The organism is Arthrobacter sp. 2MCAF15 (genome assembly GCF_052115605.1).
Lineage (GTDB): Bacteria > Actinomycetota > Actinomycetes > Actinomycetales > Micrococcaceae > Arthrobacter.
In genome coordinates, this window is record NZ_JBFRGZ010000002.1 from 114,239 (window position 1) to 129,745 (window position 15,507).

Consider the following 15,507-nt stretch of genomic DNA (forward strand, 5'->3'; position numbering starts at 1 on the left):
AGCCGGGCGATCCACTTCACCGGCTAATCCTCGCACCCGCCGGAGCGGAACGAGGAGCCGTGGCCCCGCCGACATGGCTGACGCGCCGGAGACGGTAACTTAGTACCCATGAAGTACGCCCAGTCCATCCTGGACCTCATCGGCCATACGCCGCTCGTCAAACTCAACCACGTGACCGACGGCATCGCAGCCACCGTCCTCGTGAAACTCGAATACCTGAACCCCGGCGGTTCGATCAAGGACCGCATTGCGGCAAAGATGATCGAGGAGGCCGAACGGACGGGCAAGCTCCTGCCCGGCGGCACGATCGTGGAACCGACCTCGGGCAACACCGGCGTGGGCCTGGCGCTCGTGGCGCAGCAGAAGGGCTACCGCTGCATCTTCGTGGTGCCGGACAAGGTCGGCGAGGACAAGCGGGCCGTGCTCCAGGCCTACGGCGCAGAAGTGGTGGTCACCCCCACCGCCGTCCCGCCGGACAGCCCGCAAAGCTACTACGGCGTCTCCGACCGGCTCGTCACCGAGATCCCGGGCGCGTACAAGCCGGACCAGTTCTCCAACCCTGCGGCCCCGGCGAGCCACTACGAATCCACCGGTCCGGAGATCTGGAACGACACCGACGGGCTCATCACGCACTGCGTGATCGGCGCCGGGACCGGCGGCACGATCACCGGCACCGGCCGGTTCCTCAAGGAAGTTTCCGCCAAGCGGCCCGGGGCCGAGGGCGGCGTCGTGAAGATCATCGGCGCGGACCCCGCGGGCTCGGTGTACTCCGGCGGGACGGGCCGTCCCTACTTTGTCGAGGGCGTCGGCGAGGACATGTGGCCGGCCAACTATGACAAGTCCGTCCCGGACGACGTCATTGCCGTCAGCGACGCCGATTCCTTCGCGATGACGCGCCGGCTGGCCCGCGAAGAAGGCCTGCTGGTGGGCGGGTCCTCGGGCATGGCCGTCGTGGCCGCACTGGAGGTCGCCAAAGACCTCCCGGCGGACGCCGTCGTCGTGGTCATCCTGCCGGACTCCGGCCGCGGCTACCTCGCCAAGATCTTCAACGACCAGTGGATGCGCTCCTACGGCTTCCTGGCCAGCGGGGACGAGGCGTCGGTGGGGGAGGTCCTCAAGGCCAAGACCGGTGAACTCCCGGACCTCGTGCACATCCACCCCAACGAGTCCGTCCGCGATGTCATCAACATCATGAACGAGTACGGCGTCTCGCACATCCCCGTCCTGTCCCAGGAACCGCCCGTGGTCATGGGCGAGGTGCTTGGCGCCGTGGACGAACGCACCCTCACGGCCAAGCTCTTCCGCGGCGAGGCCAAGCTCTCGGACAAGATCTCCGAACACATGGAGGCCCGCCTCCCCGTGATCGGCTCGCTCGAATCGATCTCGACCGCCCGCGAACTCCTCTCCGAGACCGACACCCTCATGGTGACCTTTGTCGGCGCTCCGGTGGGGATCCTGACCCGCCACGACCTCCTCGCCTACCTCAGCAACTGACCAGTTCAAGGAGTCCCATGTCCCAGCCAGAAAACTCTTCCTCGTCCAGCCAGGGGTTCAACACCCGCGCCATCCACGCCGGCCAGGCCTTTGAGCCCCGCACCGGCGCGGTGGTGCCGCCCGTGCACTTCTCCTCGACCTATGCCCAGGACGGCATCGGCGGGCTGCGCGCCGGGTACGAATACGGCCGGGGCACCAACCCCACGCGCGACTCGCTCCAGGAGCAGCTGGCAGCCCTGGAAGGCGGGACCGCCGCGTTCTCCTTCGGCTCCGGCCTGGCCGCCGAGGACTCCATGATCCGCGCCCTCACCCGCCCCGGGGACCACATTGTGCTCGGCAACGACGCCTACGGCGGAACGTACCGGCTCATCAGCCGGGTCCTGGGGGAGTGGGGCATCGGCAACACCCCGGTGGACATGTCCGACCTCGACGCCGTCGCGGCAGCCGTCGCGGCAGGCGGCGCGTCCGACGGCGGCGGCAAGACCCGCCTCGTGTGGGTCGAGACGCCGTCGAACCCGATGATGAAGATCACCGACATCGAGGCACTCGCCAAGGTGGCACACGACGCCGGTGCGCTCCTGGTGGTGGACAACACCTTCGCCTCGCCGTACCTGCAGACCCCGCTGGCACTCGGCGCCGACATCGTGGTGCACTCCACAACCAAGTACATCGGCGRCCACTCCGACGTCGTCGGCGGCGCGATCGTCGTCAACGACCCGGAGCTGGCGGAGAAGATCGGCTTCGTCCAGTTCGCCGTCGGCGCCGTGTCCGGGCCGATGGACGCCTTCCTGACCACCCGTGGCCTGAAGACCCTCGGCGTGCGCATGGACCGGCACAGCGACAACGCCCAGGCCGTGGCCGAATGGCTGCTGGAGCGCCCCGAGGTCGAGGCCGTGCTGTACCCGGGCCTGCCTTCCCACCCGGGCCATGAGCTGGCCAAGAAGCAGATGAAGAAGTTCGGCGGCATGATCTCCGTGCAGTTCAAGGGCGGCGAGGCCGCGGCGCGCAAGGTGGCCGAATCGACCTCCGTCTTCACGCTGGCCGAGTCCCTCGGCGGGATCGAATCGTTGATGAACTACCCCTCGGAAATGACGCACGCCTCGGTCAAGGGCACCGAACTGGCGGTCCCGGTCAACCTGATCCGGCTCTCCTGCGGCATCGAGGACGTGGAGGACCTGATCGCGGACCTCGACGCCGCGATCTCCTCCCTGGATGCCGGCAGCTAAGCGGCAGCCAGCTTTACCCGGCGCAGGCGTCATCTGCGCTGCATTCATTCGGCCACCCTAGCTTTCTCTAAGAGAGTCAGCTAGGGTGGCCGCATGGCACTCCGATCCGACTGGTCCCAACGGACCTGCAGCATGGCCCGCGGCCTCGACATCCTGGGCGATCCCTGGAGCATGCTCGTCCTGCGCGAGGTGTTCTTCGGCAACGGCCGCTTCGACGCCATGAAACAAAGGCTGGGGGCGGCCGATTCCGTGCTCACCAAACGGCTCGCCGGGCTCCTGGACGCCGGTCTCCTCACCCGGCGGCCCTACGACGACGGCGGCCGCACCCGCCAGGAATACGTCCTCACCGCCAAAGGCGAGGATGCCCTCCCGGTGCTCAACGCCGTCGTGATCTGGGCCGAAAAGCACCTCCCGGCTCCGTCCGGGCAGGCGCACATGTTCGTCATTCACAGCGGCTGCGGGGAACGGACCTCCTCGGCCGACACCTGCACGGCCTGCGGGGAACCACTGACCGCTTCGAACACGAGCTGGCACAGCCTGTCCCGCACCGCGGACCCCGTGCCCCTGGCCTCGGCCGGCACGGAAGCCCCTGCCCACCCCCAGAACGGAACCGCCGCATGAGCGCCCTCAAAACCACCATGACCCCCGCGCCCGTCCGCCGCCGGATCCACCCGGCATGGATCGTCGCCGCCGTGGCGTTCCTCGCGCTGGTCGGCGCTGCCGGGTTCCGCGCCGCGCCGGGCGTAATGATGGTGCCGCTGCAGAACGAGTTCGGCTGGTCCACCACCGTGCTCTCCGCCGCGGTCAGCATCAACCTCGTGCTTTTCGGGCTCACGGCGCCGTTCGCGGCAGCCCTCATGGAACGCTTCGGCATCCGCGCCGTCACGGCCGTGGCCCTCGTGCTGATCGGCGCGGGCAGCGCCCTGACGGTCTTCGTGACCCAGTCCTGGCAGATCCTGCTGACCTGGGGCCTGCTGATCGGGCTCGGCACCGGATCCATGGCGCTGGTCTTCGCCGCCACGGTCGCCAACACGTGGTTCGCAAAGAGCCGGGGCCTGGTGATCGGCATCCTCACCGCCGGCAGCGCCGCCGGGCAGCTCGTGTTCCTGCCGTTCATCGCCGTCCTGGCCCAGGACGCGGGCTGGCGGCAGGCCTCGCTCCTCATCGCCGCCGGCGCCCTGGCCGTGGTGCCGCTGGTGCTGATATTCCTGAAGAACTCACCGGCCGACGTCGGCGTGCTGCCGTACGGGGCGACGCCGCCGGCCACGGAAACGGTCACGGAAGCGGCCCCCGGGGCGGACGCCGGGACAGCGGCCACCGGGCCCGCAACAACCGGGCCCGCAACGGCGGAGCCGCGCCGGAATGCTGCCGTCCGGGCCCTGCAGGTCCTCAAGCGGGCCAGCAAGGTCCGTACCTTCTGGGCCCTCGTGGCCGGTTTCGCGATCTGCGGCGCCACGACCAACGGGCTGATCGGCACGCACTTCATCCCCTCCGCCCATGACCACGGCATGCCGGAAACCACCGCGGCGGGCCTGCTCGCCGTCGTCGGCCTGTTCGACATCGTCGGCACCATCGCCTCCGGCTGGCTGACGGACCGCTTCAACCCGCGGATCCTGCTCGCCGTCTACTACCAGTTCCGCGGGATCGGGCTGCTGGTCCTGCCGCTGCTGCTCAGCGCCACCGTCCAGCCCAGCATGATCGTGTTCGTGGTCATCTACGGCCTGGACTGGGTGGCCACGGTGCCGCCGACCGCCGCGATCTGCCGTCAGGTGTTCGGCGCCGACGGGTCCGTCGTGTTTGGCTGGGTCTTCGCGGCCCACCAGCTCGGCGCGGCCGCCGCGGCCCTGGCGGCCGGGGCTGTCCGCGATGCCACCGGCCAGTACACCTACGCCTGGTTTGCTGCCGCCGCCATGTGTACCATCGCCGCCGTCATCAGCGCCACGATCCGCAAAGACGCCCGGAAGCCGGAGTCCATCCCGGTCCCGGCGTAGCTGTTCGGTAGACTGACCCGACAGCGAGGGCGCGTTTCCGCCGCCCCGGACGGAACCGACCAAACGGCCAGCGTCTCACCAGCAGCCCGATTGGGGAATTCATGTCAGTGCTCGATTCCGACCGCAGCCCGGCGCGCCCGTCACCCCTCCCGCAGCTGATCCGGCTCTCCGCACTCCTGGCTATCGCCGGAGTAGGCTACTTCCTCTGGGTCTCGCTCGGCGTCTGGGCCAAGCAGGGCCTGGACTTCAGCGTCTACTGGTACGGCGGGAAGATCCTCAACGACGCCGGCGCGGCGCAGTCCCAGCTGTACGCGGGAAATGTCGACTGGGCCGGCGGGCCAAAGCTGATGTTCACCTACCCGCCGTTCGCCGCCATGGTCTTTGGCCTGTTGGCGCGGCTGCCCCAGGCGGCGGCGCTGACCCTGTTCAACGCGGCCGGCGCCGGCGTGGCGGTCCTGACCACGGTCCGCGCGGTCCGGTACTGGAACGCCAAGACCAGTTGGCGCGCCACCTTCCGGGCTCCCGGCAACGTCTGGGCCGCCGCCGTCCTGGTTCTGGCGGTGCTCAACCTCGGCCCGTGGCGCGAGACCCTCGTGTTTGGCCAAATCAACGCCCTGCTGATGGGCCTGATCGCAGTGGACCTGCTGGCCCGCAACCCGCGCTGGACCCGCGGATTCCCCGGCAGCGGCTTCCTGGTGGGCGTTGCGGCCGGCATCAAGCTGACGCCACTGGTGTTCGGACTGTACTTCCTGGTCCGCAAGGACTGGCGTGGACTGGGCAACATGGCTGCCGGCTTCACCGCCACCGTGGTGGTCGGCTGGCTGCTGCGCCCCGCCGAATCCCTGCAGTTCTGGCTCGAGATGCTGCCGGACACCTCCCGGATGGGGGGAGCCGGCTATGTGGACAACCTGTCGCTGAAGGGCGCCCTGCTGCACTTCGGCGTCCCGGAGGCGCACGTCACCGTGCCGTGGCTGGTGCTGAGCCTGGCGGTGGTGGCCCTGGGCGCCGGCGTAATCAAGGCCGCCAGCGATCAGGGCGCGCGCGTGGTCGCGGTGTCGGCGACGGCGCTCACCATGCTGTTGATCAGCCCGGTCTCCTGGTCCCACCACTGGGTGTGGGTCGCGGCCGTCTTCCCGGCCTTCGCCTGGACCTTGCGGGAAGCCCCGCGGCGCTATACCGGGATGCGCTGGACCATGGGCGCCGTGCTGGGCATCTCGATCCTGGTGTTCCTGTTCTCGCCGAAGACCATCGGCACGGCCCTGGGCGCGGAAAACCTCGATATCCAGACGCCCGGCCTGTGGATCATGGCCTCCAGCGCCGGCGTCTTCTGCGCCCTGGCCCTGCTGGCGTGCTGGCTGGTGGCCCTGCGGCGGGACTCGCTGGCGCCGGGGCTCGACCTCACGTCCGGGCCGGTAGCCGCACAGGACGCCCGGGCCGCCGTCTCCGCTGCCTCTTCGTAGGCGGCTCTTCCTAGGCGCCCCTTCCCGGGTGCGGCTTCTCAGATGCCGTGACGGCCGCCACCGCTAGGCTGGTCGGCATGACTTCCTCAACTCCGCGCAAAACCGCCCTCGTCACAGGTGTCGGCCGGCTCGCCGGAATCGGCGCCGGCATCGCGCGCCGCCTCGCCGCCGACGGCTGGGACCTCGTCCTGACGTACTGGCAGGACTACGACGCGAGGATGCCGTGGGGAGTCCAGCCCGACGACGTCGAACGCCTCACCGCCGAGCTGCAGGCGATCGGCGCCGCCGTCGTGGCCCTGCCGGCGGATTTCGAAGATCCGCAGGCCGTGGACCGGCTGATGGCCGCCGCCGCGGCGGAAGCCGGAACCCTGCAGGGCCTGGTGCTCAGCCATTGCGAATCCGTGGACTCCGGCATCCTGGACACGTCCCTGGCGAGCTTCGACCGGCACTTCGCGGTCAACACCCGTGCCAGCTGGCAGCTGATTGCCGCCTTCGCCCGGCAGGCCGGTCCCGACGGCGGGGCCATCGTGGCCCTCACCAGTGACCACACCGCGTTCAACCTGCCCTACGGGGCATCCAAGGGCGCCCTGGACCGGATTGTGATTGCCGCGGCCCGGGAACTTGGCCCGCTCGGGATCAGCTCCAACGTCCTGAACCCCGGACCGGTGGATACCGGCTGGATGGACGGGCCGCTCCTTGACGATCTGGCCCGTCGGCACCCCGGCGGCCGGCTGGGCACTCCGGCGGACGTGTCCGGCACGGTCGCGTTCCTGCTCTCGCCCGAGGGCCGCTGGATGTCCGGGCAGCTGGTCAAGGCCGACGGCGGCTTCTCCGCCTGAGCCGGAACTTCCACCCGGAACTTCGTCGAGAAGGCACATCACGGCAGTGTTGGCGGCAAACACTGCCGCGACGTGACATCTCGCGCCCCTACCGGAAGGCGGGGAGTCCCGTGATGTGCTGGCCCAGGATCAGGGTGTGGACCTCGTCGGTGCCCTCGTAGGTCCGGACGGATTCCAGGTTGGCGGYGTGCCGCAGCGGGGAGTAGTCCAGCGTGATGCCGTTGCCGCCCAGGATGGTGCGGGCCTCCCGGGCAATGCCGATCGCCTCCCGCACGTTGTTGAGCTTGCCGAGCGAGATCTGCTCCGGGCGCAGCCTGCCGGCGTCTTTGAGCCGGCCCAGGTGCAGCGCCAGCAGGGTGCCCTTCTGGATTTCCAGGAGCATGTTCACGAGTTTCTCCTGCGTCAGCTGGTATCCGGCCAGCGGCTTGCCGAACTGCAGCCGTTCCTGGGCATAGGCCAGGGCAGCCTCGTAGGAATCCCGGGCGGCGCCCATCGCGCCCCAGGCGATCCCGTAGCGGGCCTCGTTGAGGCAGGAGAAGGGTCCGCGCAGCCCCTGAGCCGCGGGCAGCAGCGCCTCCGGGCCCAGCCGGACGGCGTCGAACGTGATATCGCACTGGATCGAGGCGCGCATTGAGAGCTTCTGCCTGATCGGCGTCGCGGTGACCCCCGCGGTGCCGGCCGGGACCAGGAATCCGCGCACGCCGTCCTCGGTCATGGCCCACACCACCAGCACATCCGCCACGGACGCGAGCCCGATCCAGCGTTTGGCGCCGTCCAGGATCCAGCCGGCGTTGGCGCCCCTCCCGTCGGGGCGGGCGAAGGTTTTCATGGACGCCGGATCGGATCCGGCGGTCGGCTCGGTCAGCGCGAACGCGCCGATCAGCTCGCCGGCGGCCATCCGGGGGAGCCACTCCTGCTTCTGGTCCTCGGAGCCCCACTTGTGGATGGCCGTCATGGCGAGGGAACCCTGCACGGAGACAAACGTGCGGACGCCCGAATCGCCGGCCTCCAGTTCCATGGCGGCGAGGCCATATTCGACGGCGGAGCGGCCGGGGCACCCGTAGCCCTCCAAGTGCATGCCGAGCACGCCGAGCTCGCCAAGTTCCGGGGCGAGGTCCAGGGGGAACACGGCGTCCTCGTACCAGCCGGCGATCCCGGGCCTGATCCGCTGGTTGGTGAAGTCGCGGACGCGCTCGCGCACAGCCAGCTCCTCCGCGCTCAGCAGCGAATCGATCGCCAGGACATCGGAAACGTCGGAAATATCGGACAGGCCGGCCTCATTGCTCATGCCAGCATCCTACGGCGGCACCGCAGTGCCGCGCCCGTGCCGGGCGCGGTGCAGGGCCCCGTGGCCGCCCTGCGCAGGGTGGCCGCGCCTGGTCCGGTGCCCGGCGGGCGGCAGGCCTACACTGGTGCCATGGAAACCGCATCTGTCCTTGCTGTCTGCAGGGTTCACCAGCTGCTCGAGGATCCCGGCAGCGTCGGGGTCACTGCGATCGACAAGCGCGCCGTGGACGGACCGGTCCGGGTCCACAAACTCGGCCTGCGCGGTGATGTCCAGGCCAGCAGGATCGACCACGGCGGCGAGGACCAGGCCCTCTACGCGTATTCGCAGGACGACGCCGACTACTGGGCCGGTGAGCTCGGGCGGGACATGCCGCCGGGCATCTTCGGCGAAAATCTGCGAATCACTGGCCTCAACGCCTCCACCGCCGTGATCGGCGAACGCTGGAAGATCGGACTGGACGTGGAGGTCGAAGTCACCTCCCCGCGGGTGCCGTGCGCCACGTTCCAGCGGCGGATGGGGGAGCCGCACTGGGTCAAGAGGTTCACCGAGGCGGGCAGGGTGGGCACCTACCTCCGGGTGGTCCGGACCGGCAGCATCGAGGCCGGCGACCACATCCACCGGCTCTTTGTCCCCGCCCACGGCGTGACGATTGCGAAGTGGTTCACTGATCCCTCGCTGGAGGACATAGAGGCCCTGCGCGACGCCGACGCCGACGGCCAGATCCGCCTCCAGCCCGAGTACCACCAGCGATTCGAGCAGCTGGAGCGCCGCCTCGGCGTCTAGCCGTACGGCGTCGGAATGCACCGTCCGGTGCGCCGGTGTGCGCAAGCTCACCGGCCGCCGTCGGCCTCTCAACTACCACTGTTCTGTTCCATGCCCTACACTTGAAATATCCCCCACTCCGGAAATCCCTTATTCCTGCCCAATTCTTGAGGCAGGACTGGTAAGTGTTGGGGCCCGCAAATGTGATGCGGGCATTTTCATAGGGAGAGCCGGCAAAAGAAAACGCTGTACAGACTGCTGGGATAGCAGCCAAGAGATGCAGCGGGAAGTCCTGCCACGGGATTGCGAAAGCGCCGGACTTCTGTGACCCGCCGGTCAACCGTACGCCCGGCATTTCGTGTCACGCGTACTGCGGCTCCGCTCACCTCGGGTTGTGCCGCTTGGCCCCTATGGATGAGGAAAATTCACCTATGCCCGAAAATCAGAACAACTCCGTCGACACCGAGCTCACCACCGAGAACAGCCAGGCCGACGTCGAGACTTCTGAAACGGCTGCCCCCGCAGCCGGCTCCGCCCCGGAATTCACCGAGGCTCCTGCGGACTTCGTAGCACCGGCGGCTGTTGAAGCCGCTGCCGAGGCTGCCCCGCAGGCCGACACCAAGACCGAGGCGACTTCCGCCCCGGCCAAGAACGACGACGCCGAGGAAGAAGGCGTGAAGTTCGCCGATCTCGGCATCGACGGCCGTGTCCTCGCCGCACTGCAGGACGTCGGCTACGAGAAGCCGTCCCCGATCCAGGCAGCAACCATCCCGCTGCTGCTCGAAGGCCGCGACGTCGTGGGCCTGGCCCAGACGGGCACCGGTAAGACTGCAGCATTCGCAGTACCGGCGCTGTCCCGCCTGGCCGAGCTCCACGACCTCAACGGCCCGTCCCGCAAGACCCAGGCCCTGGTTCTCGCCCCGACCCGCGAGCTCGCGCTCCAGGTTGCCGAGGCCTTCACCTCCTACGCCAAGCACATTGACGACTTCACGGTCCTCCCGGTGTACGGCGGCTCCGCCTACGGCCCGCAGCTCGCAGGCCTGCGCCGCGGCGCCCAGGTTGTTGTCGGTACCCCCGGCCGTGTGATCGACCACATCGCCAAGGGTTCCCTGGACCTCTCCGAACTGCAGTACCTGGTGCTGGACGAGGCCGACGAAATGCTCCGCATGGGCTTCGCCGAAGACGTGGAGCAGATCTTCCAGCAGACCCCGTCGGACCGCCAGGTCGCGCTGTTCTCGGCCACCATGCCGAGCCAGATCCGCCGCATGTCCAAGCAGTACCTGAACAACCCGGCCGAGATCTCGGTGAAGTCCAAGACCACCACCGGCGCCAACACCCGCCAGCGGTACCTGCAGGTCATGGGCCCGCACAAGCTGGACGCGCTGACCCGCATCCTCGAGGTTGAAGAGTTCGACGGCGTCATCGCCTTCGTGCGCACGAAGATGGCTACCGAGGACCTGGCTGACAAGCTGAAGTCCCGCGGCTTCCAGGCCGCCGCCATCAACGGTGACATCCCGCAGCAGCAGCGCGAACGCACTGTCGATGCACTGAAGGAAGGCCGCATCGATATCCTCGTGGCCACCGACGTCGCGGCCCGCGGCCTGGACGTTGAGCGCATCAGCCACGTGGTGAACTACGACATCCCGCACGACACCGAGTCCTACGTGCACCGCATCGGCCGCACCGGCCGTGCAGGCCGTTCCGGCGACGCGATCCTGTTCATGACGCCGCGGGAGAAGTACCTGCTGCGTTCCATCGAGAAGGCGACCCGCCAGCCGGTGGAGCAGATGCACCTGCCCACGGCCGAGACCGTCAACACGCTGCGCCTGGGCAAGTTCGCCGAGCGCATCACCGAGACCCTCGAGTCCGAGGACGTCGCCGCGTTCCGCGACCTCATCTCCTCCTACGAGGAAGAGCACAACGTCCCGGCCTCGGAGATCGCCGCAGCACTGGCCGTCATGGCCCAGGGCGGACAGCCGCTCCTGGTCAAGGAACTGCCGGCCGCGCCCGAATTCCAGAAGCGCGAGCGCTCCAAGGACGGCTTCGGCTCACGCGGCCCGACCCGCACCCTGACCGAGGGCAACGCCACCTACCGGATCGCCGTCGGACGCCGCCAGCGCGTCATGCCGGGTTCGATCGTTGGCGCCATCGCCAACGAAGGCGGCATCTCCTCGGCCCAGATCGGCGGCATCGACATCCGCTCGGACCACTCCCTCGTGGAGCTCCCGGCGGACCTGAGCCCCGATCAGCTGAAGGCCCTGTCCCGCACCCGGATCGGCGGCGAGCTGATCCACCTCGAGCTCGACAACGGCCGCAAGCCTTCGGGCGAGCGCGGCGCGTACCAGGGCAACCGCGGCGGCGACCGCGGTGGGGACCGTGGCGGCTACTCCGGCGGCAGCGGCAACTTCAAGGGCAACGGCGGCTTCAAGCGCGAATTCCGCAAGGGCGACGGCGAGCGGTCTTCCGCTGACCGTGGCGGCCGCTCCTTCAGCGAGCGCTCCGAGCAGCGGAGCTTCGGCGCGGACACCCGCAAGCCGCGCCACGAAGGCGGCTTCAAGCCCCGCAACAAGTGGTAACCACTAGCATTTCCTGAGAACGGGCCGGCTCTTGAGCCGGCCCGTTCTTGCTTAACCATTTCGCCCGCGTGTTCCCTTCGTCACAGCGGCGGCGGGCGGGCCTCCCCAGGGAGCCTGTTTTGGCATCCCGGACCCTGCTGGGAGCCCGGATTTGCGCTGCTTTTGGCGGGTCCGGCGTCGTCCGGCCACCGATTTGTTGGTGGGCGAATCTTCCGGTAGAGTATTTACTCGTTGCCCCCCTAGCTCAGTGGTAGAGCGCGTTCTTGGTAAGAACGAGGTCACCGGATCGATTCCGGTGGGGGGCTCTGAATGAGGGCCTGTGTCAAGGCGGTTTTTGACCGGCTTAGCGCAGGTTTTCCTCATTTATGGCGGTGTAGCTCAGTTGGTTAGAGCGCACGACTCATAATCGTGAGGTCGGGAGATCGAGCCTCCCCACCGCTACAGGCAAGACCCCCGGAATCCGCAAGGTTCCGGGGGTCTTTCTGTTTCTCCCCTCATCTGGATTCCCATCCACCGGACCACCCGTTGCCCTGTCACTTATGGTCCTCATCGAGGCCTGATGGCAACCAAGAGTGATAGCGCAACCGGGTGCGGGGCGCGCTGCAGGTACGGCCCGTGACAAGCGGCCCGTTTCGCCGTAGTTTTGCCTCACCTGACAGATGGGGATATCAGTGGACTTCTTGGGCACCATCATGGCCCCCTTCAAGTGGCTGGTCTCGGCCATCATGGTGGGCTTCCACGACGGGCTCAGCGCCCTCGGCATGCCGCCGGCCAGCGGCTGGACCTGGACCCTGTCCATCATCGGGCTCGTGCTGGTGATCCGAGCCGCCCTGATCCCGGTTTACCTGAAGCAGGTCAACGCCCAGCATCGCATGGGGCTCCTGCAGCCGGACCTGAAGAAGCTCCAGGACAAATACCGGGGCAAGACCGATCCGCTGTCCCGGCAGGCCATGGCCCAGGAACAGATGGCGCTGTACAAGGCACACGGCACCAACCCGTTCTCGGCCTGCCTGCCCCTGCTGATCCAGACACCCTTCTTCTTCGCCCTGTTCCAGGTGCTCTCCGGCATCAGCGCGGCGGCCGGCCAGGACCAGGGCGTCGGCGCCATGAGCGCCGAACAGGTCCGGCAGTTCGACGAGTCCACCATTTTCGGCGCTCCGCTCTCGGCATCGCTGCTGCACGGCGGCGGCAACCAAACGGCCGTGTGGATCCTGTCCATCACGATGATCCTGGCCATGACGGCCGCACAGTTCATGACGCAGCGGCTCATCATGCAGCGGCAGATCACGGCCATGAACACCTCCGAACAGGCCCTGGCGAACCCTTTCCTGCGCCAGCAGAAGATGATGCTCTACATCCTGCCGGTCGTGTTCGGTGTGGGCGGCATCGTCTTCCCCATCGGCGTCCTGATCTACTGGACCACCACCAACTTCTGGACCCTGGGGCAGCAGTACGTCATCCAGTGGGACAGAATGGGTCCATGACGCGAATCGCAATCATCGGCGGCCACGGCAAGGTGGCTTTGGAACTGTCCAGGATCCTCGCAGCGGACGGGCAGGACGTCACGTCCTTCATCCGCAACCCGGAGCAAGCGGCCGACGTCGCGGCCACTGGAGCCACGCCGTCGCTGCTGGACGTGGAGAACGCCACGACGGCGCAGATCGCCGATGCCCTGCGGAACCACGACGCCGTGGTGTTCTCTGCCGGGGCCGGCGGCGGCAGCCCCGAGCGGACCTACGCCGTGGACCGGGACGCGGCCATCCGTTCGATGGACGCCGCGGCTGAAGCCGGCGTGGGCCGCTACATCATGGTGTCCTACTTCGGCGCGGGCCCCGACCACGGGATCCCCGCGGACAACGGCTTCTTCGCCTACGCCGAGGCCAAAGCCGCGGCGGACGCGTACCTGCGCGGCTCGGGCCTTGACTGGACCATCCTGGGGCCCGGCACACTGACGTCCGGTCCGGGCAACGGGATGATCGACGTCGACCCCGCCGACACGTCGGAGGGCACCGCCACCGCCCGCGCCAACGTCGCCCTGGTGGCGGCCGCTGTCCTCGGCCTGCCCGCCACGATCGGGCGCACCATCGAGTTCCGGGACGGCACACTGCCGCTCGCCGCGGCCCTGCAGCCATAGACCCGGATTCCTAAGCCCAGTCCCGGGGCCCAGATCCCTAAGCCCAGTCCCGCAGCCCAGTCCCGCGGCCCCGGCACCGGGCCGATAGGGTGGTGGGGGCGGTCCGTGCATCCACCCGGGATGCAACAGGTCCGCCTCCGGGGAAAGCAGGCACATGGACCAGTTGGCGCTCATCGTTGGACTCCTGCTTGCCACTGTGGTGGCCGTGGGCCTGGGCGACCGGCTGAGGCTGCCGTACCCGGTGCTGATGCTGCTGCTGGCCGTCGCCCTGACGTTCATCCCGGGCTTCCCGGAGGTCCAGATCGCGCCCGAGCTGATCCTGCCCATCTTCCTGCCGCCGCTGCTCTTCGCCACGGCCCAGCGCAGCTCGTGGGCCGTTTTCCGGGTCCGCTGGCGCACGCTGCTCATGCTCGCAGTCGCGCTCGTGGTGGTCTCCACGGCCGTGGTCGCCGGCGCGGCCTGGCTCATGATTCCGGGCATCGGTATTCCGGCCGCGATCGCCCTGGGCGCCATGGTGGCCCCGCCGGATCCCGTGGCCGTGGACTCGATCGCCAGCCGGGTCCACATGCCACGGCGGCTCATCAACGTGCTCCAGAGCGAAGGCCTCTTCAACGACGCCGCCGCCATCGTCATCTTCCAGGCGGCCGTGGCGGCCGCCGTCGCCGGCACCAAGATCGCCTCCGACGTCGTCCTCCAGTTTGTCCTCGGGGCCGCGATCGCGGTCGTCGTGGGCATCGGCATGGGCTGGCTGACCAGCCTGATCACCCGCCTCGTGAGCTCCATGGTGGCCCGCAGTGCCGTCACCCTGGTGGTGCCGTTTGCCGCCTACATCCTGGCCGAGGAGGTGCACGCCTCCGGGGTGATCGCCGTCGTGGTAACCGCGCTGGAAACACAGCGCCACTCCCGGCCCGAGGACGCCGCCGAGCGAGTCACCCGCACCGCCTTCTGGGACGTCGTGGAGCTGCTGATCACCGGCCTGGCGTTCGGGCTGGTGGGGCTGGAGGTCCGGCAGGTCATCCATGAGGAAGGCACCGGCGTGTTCGGCATGATCGGGACGGCCGCCGTGGTCTGCGTGCTCGTCTTCGCGGCACGTTTTGCCTGGCTGGCCATGATGTCCGGCCTGTCCCGGGCCAGGAAGGACGTCCTGCGCCCTACCTCCGCCAAGGACGTGCTGATCCTTACCTGGTGCGGCATGCGCGGCCTGGCCACCCTGGCACTGGCGCTGGCCCTTCCGCTGACCATCGCGGACGGCACGCCGTTCCCAGCCCGGAGCGAACTGCTGGTGATCGCCTGCGCCGTCCTGCTGGCCACCCTGGTGCTGCCCGGGCTGACGCTGCCGTGGCTGATGCGGGTCCTGAAAGCGTCCGAGGACGGCTCCGAAGAACGCGACGCCGCCCGCGTGCTGGCCCGCCGTGCCCAACAGGCAGCGATTGCCGCGCTCAAGGACAACGAGCTGATGAAGGAACTCCCGGCGGAGAAGGTGGCGCTGGTGAAGGAGAAAATGACCAGGCTGCACGCCGAACTGCTGGACGGGAGCCTGCGGAACGAGAGCCCCGGGGAGAAGCGCCAGCGCGGCCGCGAGCTGGCGATCGCGGTGCAGACGATCGCCCTCGACGCGGCCCGCCAGGAAGTCGTGGCGGCCCGGAACGAGCCGGGCATGGACCCGGAAGTCGCGGACCGGGTGTTGCGGCAGCTGGACCTGCGCACCATGATCATGCCTGAATAGGGACCACGTAG

11 protein-coding genes, 2 tRNA genes and 1 pseudogene are annotated in these 15,507 nt (G+C 68.6%); 13 read left to right on the forward strand and 1 reads right to left on the reverse strand.

Annotated features, from left to right (window positions below; translation table 11 throughout):
- The first annotated feature begins 108 nt into the window (after positions 1-108).
- From AB4089_RS02670 to AB4089_RS02695, 6 genes are all read left to right on the forward strand, one after another.
- Complete coding sequence (locus AB4089_RS02670) at positions 109-1,494, forward strand: cystathionine beta-synthase (protein WP_441407782.1); 1,386 nt, start codon at positions 109-111, stop codon at positions 1,492-1,494.
- 17 nt (positions 1,495-1,511) lie between these two features.
- The gene (locus AB4089_RS02675) at positions 1,512-2,720 is read left to right on the forward strand and encodes a cystathionine gamma-synthase (protein ID WP_441407783.1); all 1,209 of its coding nucleotides are present in this window, start codon (positions 1,512-1,514) and stop codon (positions 2,718-2,720) included.
- Positions 2,721-2,813: 93 nt separating this feature from the next.
- Positions 2,814-3,341, forward strand: a complete 528-nt coding sequence (locus AB4089_RS02680) for a winged helix-turn-helix transcriptional regulator (protein WP_441407784.1) — start codon at positions 2,814-2,816, stop codon at positions 3,339-3,341.
- Positions 3,338-4,711 (forward strand): MFS transporter, encoded by a 1,374-nt coding sequence (locus AB4089_RS02685; RefSeq protein ID WP_441407785.1) that lies wholly within the window; start codon positions 3,338-3,340, stop codon positions 4,709-4,711. Before AB4089_RS02680 ends, AB4089_RS02685 begins: the two co-directional genes overlap by 4 nt.
- Before the next feature lie 101 nt (positions 4,712-4,812).
- Positions 4,813-6,171 (forward strand): glycosyltransferase 87 family protein, encoded by a 1,359-nt coding sequence (locus AB4089_RS02690; protein WP_441407786.1) that lies wholly within the window; start codon positions 4,813-4,815, stop codon positions 6,169-6,171.
- A 77-nt stretch (positions 6,172-6,248) separates the two neighbouring features.
- Positions 6,249-7,010: an SDR family oxidoreductase gene (locus tag AB4089_RS02695; protein WP_441407787.1), complete on the forward strand. Its 762-nt coding sequence runs from the start codon at positions 6,249-6,251 to the stop codon at positions 7,008-7,010.
- An 88-nt stretch (positions 7,011-7,098) separates the two neighbouring features.
- Here AB4089_RS02695 and AB4089_RS02700 read toward each other — a convergent pair whose 3' ends face one another.
- A complete protein-coding gene (locus AB4089_RS02700; protein ID WP_441407788.1) occupies positions 7,099-8,298 on the reverse strand; it encodes an acyl-CoA dehydrogenase family protein in 1,200 nt (399 codons plus the stop codon).
- 129 nt (positions 8,299-8,427) lie between these two features.
- Here AB4089_RS02700 and AB4089_RS02705 point away from each other — a divergent pair, with 129 nt between their 5' ends.
- The 7 genes and pseudogenes from AB4089_RS02705 to AB4089_RS02735 all read left to right on the forward strand — a co-directional run bounded on the left by AB4089_RS02705 (position 8,428) and on the right by AB4089_RS02735 (position 15,496).
- The gene (locus AB4089_RS02705) at positions 8,428-9,081 is read left to right on the forward strand and encodes an MOSC domain-containing protein (RefSeq protein WP_441407789.1); all 654 of its coding nucleotides are present in this window, start codon (positions 8,428-8,430) and stop codon (positions 9,079-9,081) included.
- A 410-nt stretch (positions 9,082-9,491) separates the two neighbouring features.
- A complete protein-coding gene (locus tag AB4089_RS02710; RefSeq protein ID WP_441407790.1) occupies positions 9,492-11,636 on the forward strand; it encodes a DEAD/DEAH box helicase in 2,145 nt (714 codons plus the stop codon).
- A gap of 233 nt (positions 11,637-11,869) precedes the next feature.
- A tRNA-Thr gene (locus tag AB4089_RS02715) sits at positions 11,870-11,941 on the forward strand.
- 62 nt (positions 11,942-12,003) lie between these two features.
- Positions 12,004-12,077: transfer RNA gene (locus AB4089_RS02720), tRNA-Met, on the forward strand.
- Between the two features lie 230 nt (positions 12,078-12,307).
- Positions 12,308-13,096 (forward strand): annotated as a pseudogene (gene yidC, locus AB4089_RS02725) (membrane protein insertase YidC); the annotation flags it as partial.
- A 20-nt stretch (positions 13,097-13,116) separates the two neighbouring features.
- Positions 13,117-13,770, forward strand: coding sequence for an NAD(P)H-binding protein (locus AB4089_RS02730; RefSeq protein WP_441407791.1), 654 nt, complete (start codon positions 13,117-13,119; stop codon positions 13,768-13,770).
- 154 nt (positions 13,771-13,924) lie between these two features.
- Positions 13,925-15,496, forward strand: coding sequence for a Na+/H+ antiporter (locus tag AB4089_RS02735; RefSeq protein WP_441407792.1), 1,572 nt, complete (start codon positions 13,925-13,927; stop codon positions 15,494-15,496).
- Positions 15,497-15,507 lie beyond the last annotated feature (11 nt).

What these genes read in the sequence shown, in the direction of transcription:
- AB4089_RS02670 (WP_441407782.1), top strand. Translation starts at nt 109, where the DNA reads ATGAAGTACGCCCAGTCCATCCTGGACCTCATCGGCCATACGCCGCTC.
- AB4089_RS02680 (WP_441407784.1), top strand. Translation starts at nt 2,814, where the DNA reads ATGGCACTCCGATCCGACTGGTCCCAACGGACCTGCAGCATGGCCCGC.
- AB4089_RS02685 (WP_441407785.1), top strand. Translation starts at nt 3,338, where the DNA reads ATGAGCGCCCTCAAAACCACCATGACCCCCGCGCCCGTCCGCCGCCGG.
- AB4089_RS02690 (WP_441407786.1), top strand. Translation starts at nt 4,813, where the DNA reads ATGTCAGTGCTCGATTCCGACCGCAGCCCGGCGCGCCCGTCACCCCTC.
- AB4089_RS02695 (WP_441407787.1), top strand. Translation starts at nt 6,249, where the DNA reads ATGACTTCCTCAACTCCGCGCAAAACCGCCCTCGTCACAGGTGTCGGC.
- AB4089_RS02705 (WP_441407789.1), top strand. Translation starts at nt 8,428, where the DNA reads ATGGAAACCGCATCTGTCCTTGCTGTCTGCAGGGTTCACCAGCTGCTC.
- AB4089_RS02710 (WP_441407790.1), top strand. Translation starts at nt 9,492, where the DNA reads ATGCCCGAAAATCAGAACAACTCCGTCGACACCGAGCTCACCACCGAG.
- AB4089_RS02730 (WP_441407791.1), top strand. Translation starts at nt 13,117, where the DNA reads ATGACGCGAATCGCAATCATCGGCGGCCACGGCAAGGTGGCTTTGGAA.
- AB4089_RS02735 (WP_441407792.1), top strand. Translation starts at nt 13,925, where the DNA reads ATGGACCAGTTGGCGCTCATCGTTGGACTCCTGCTTGCCACTGTGGTG.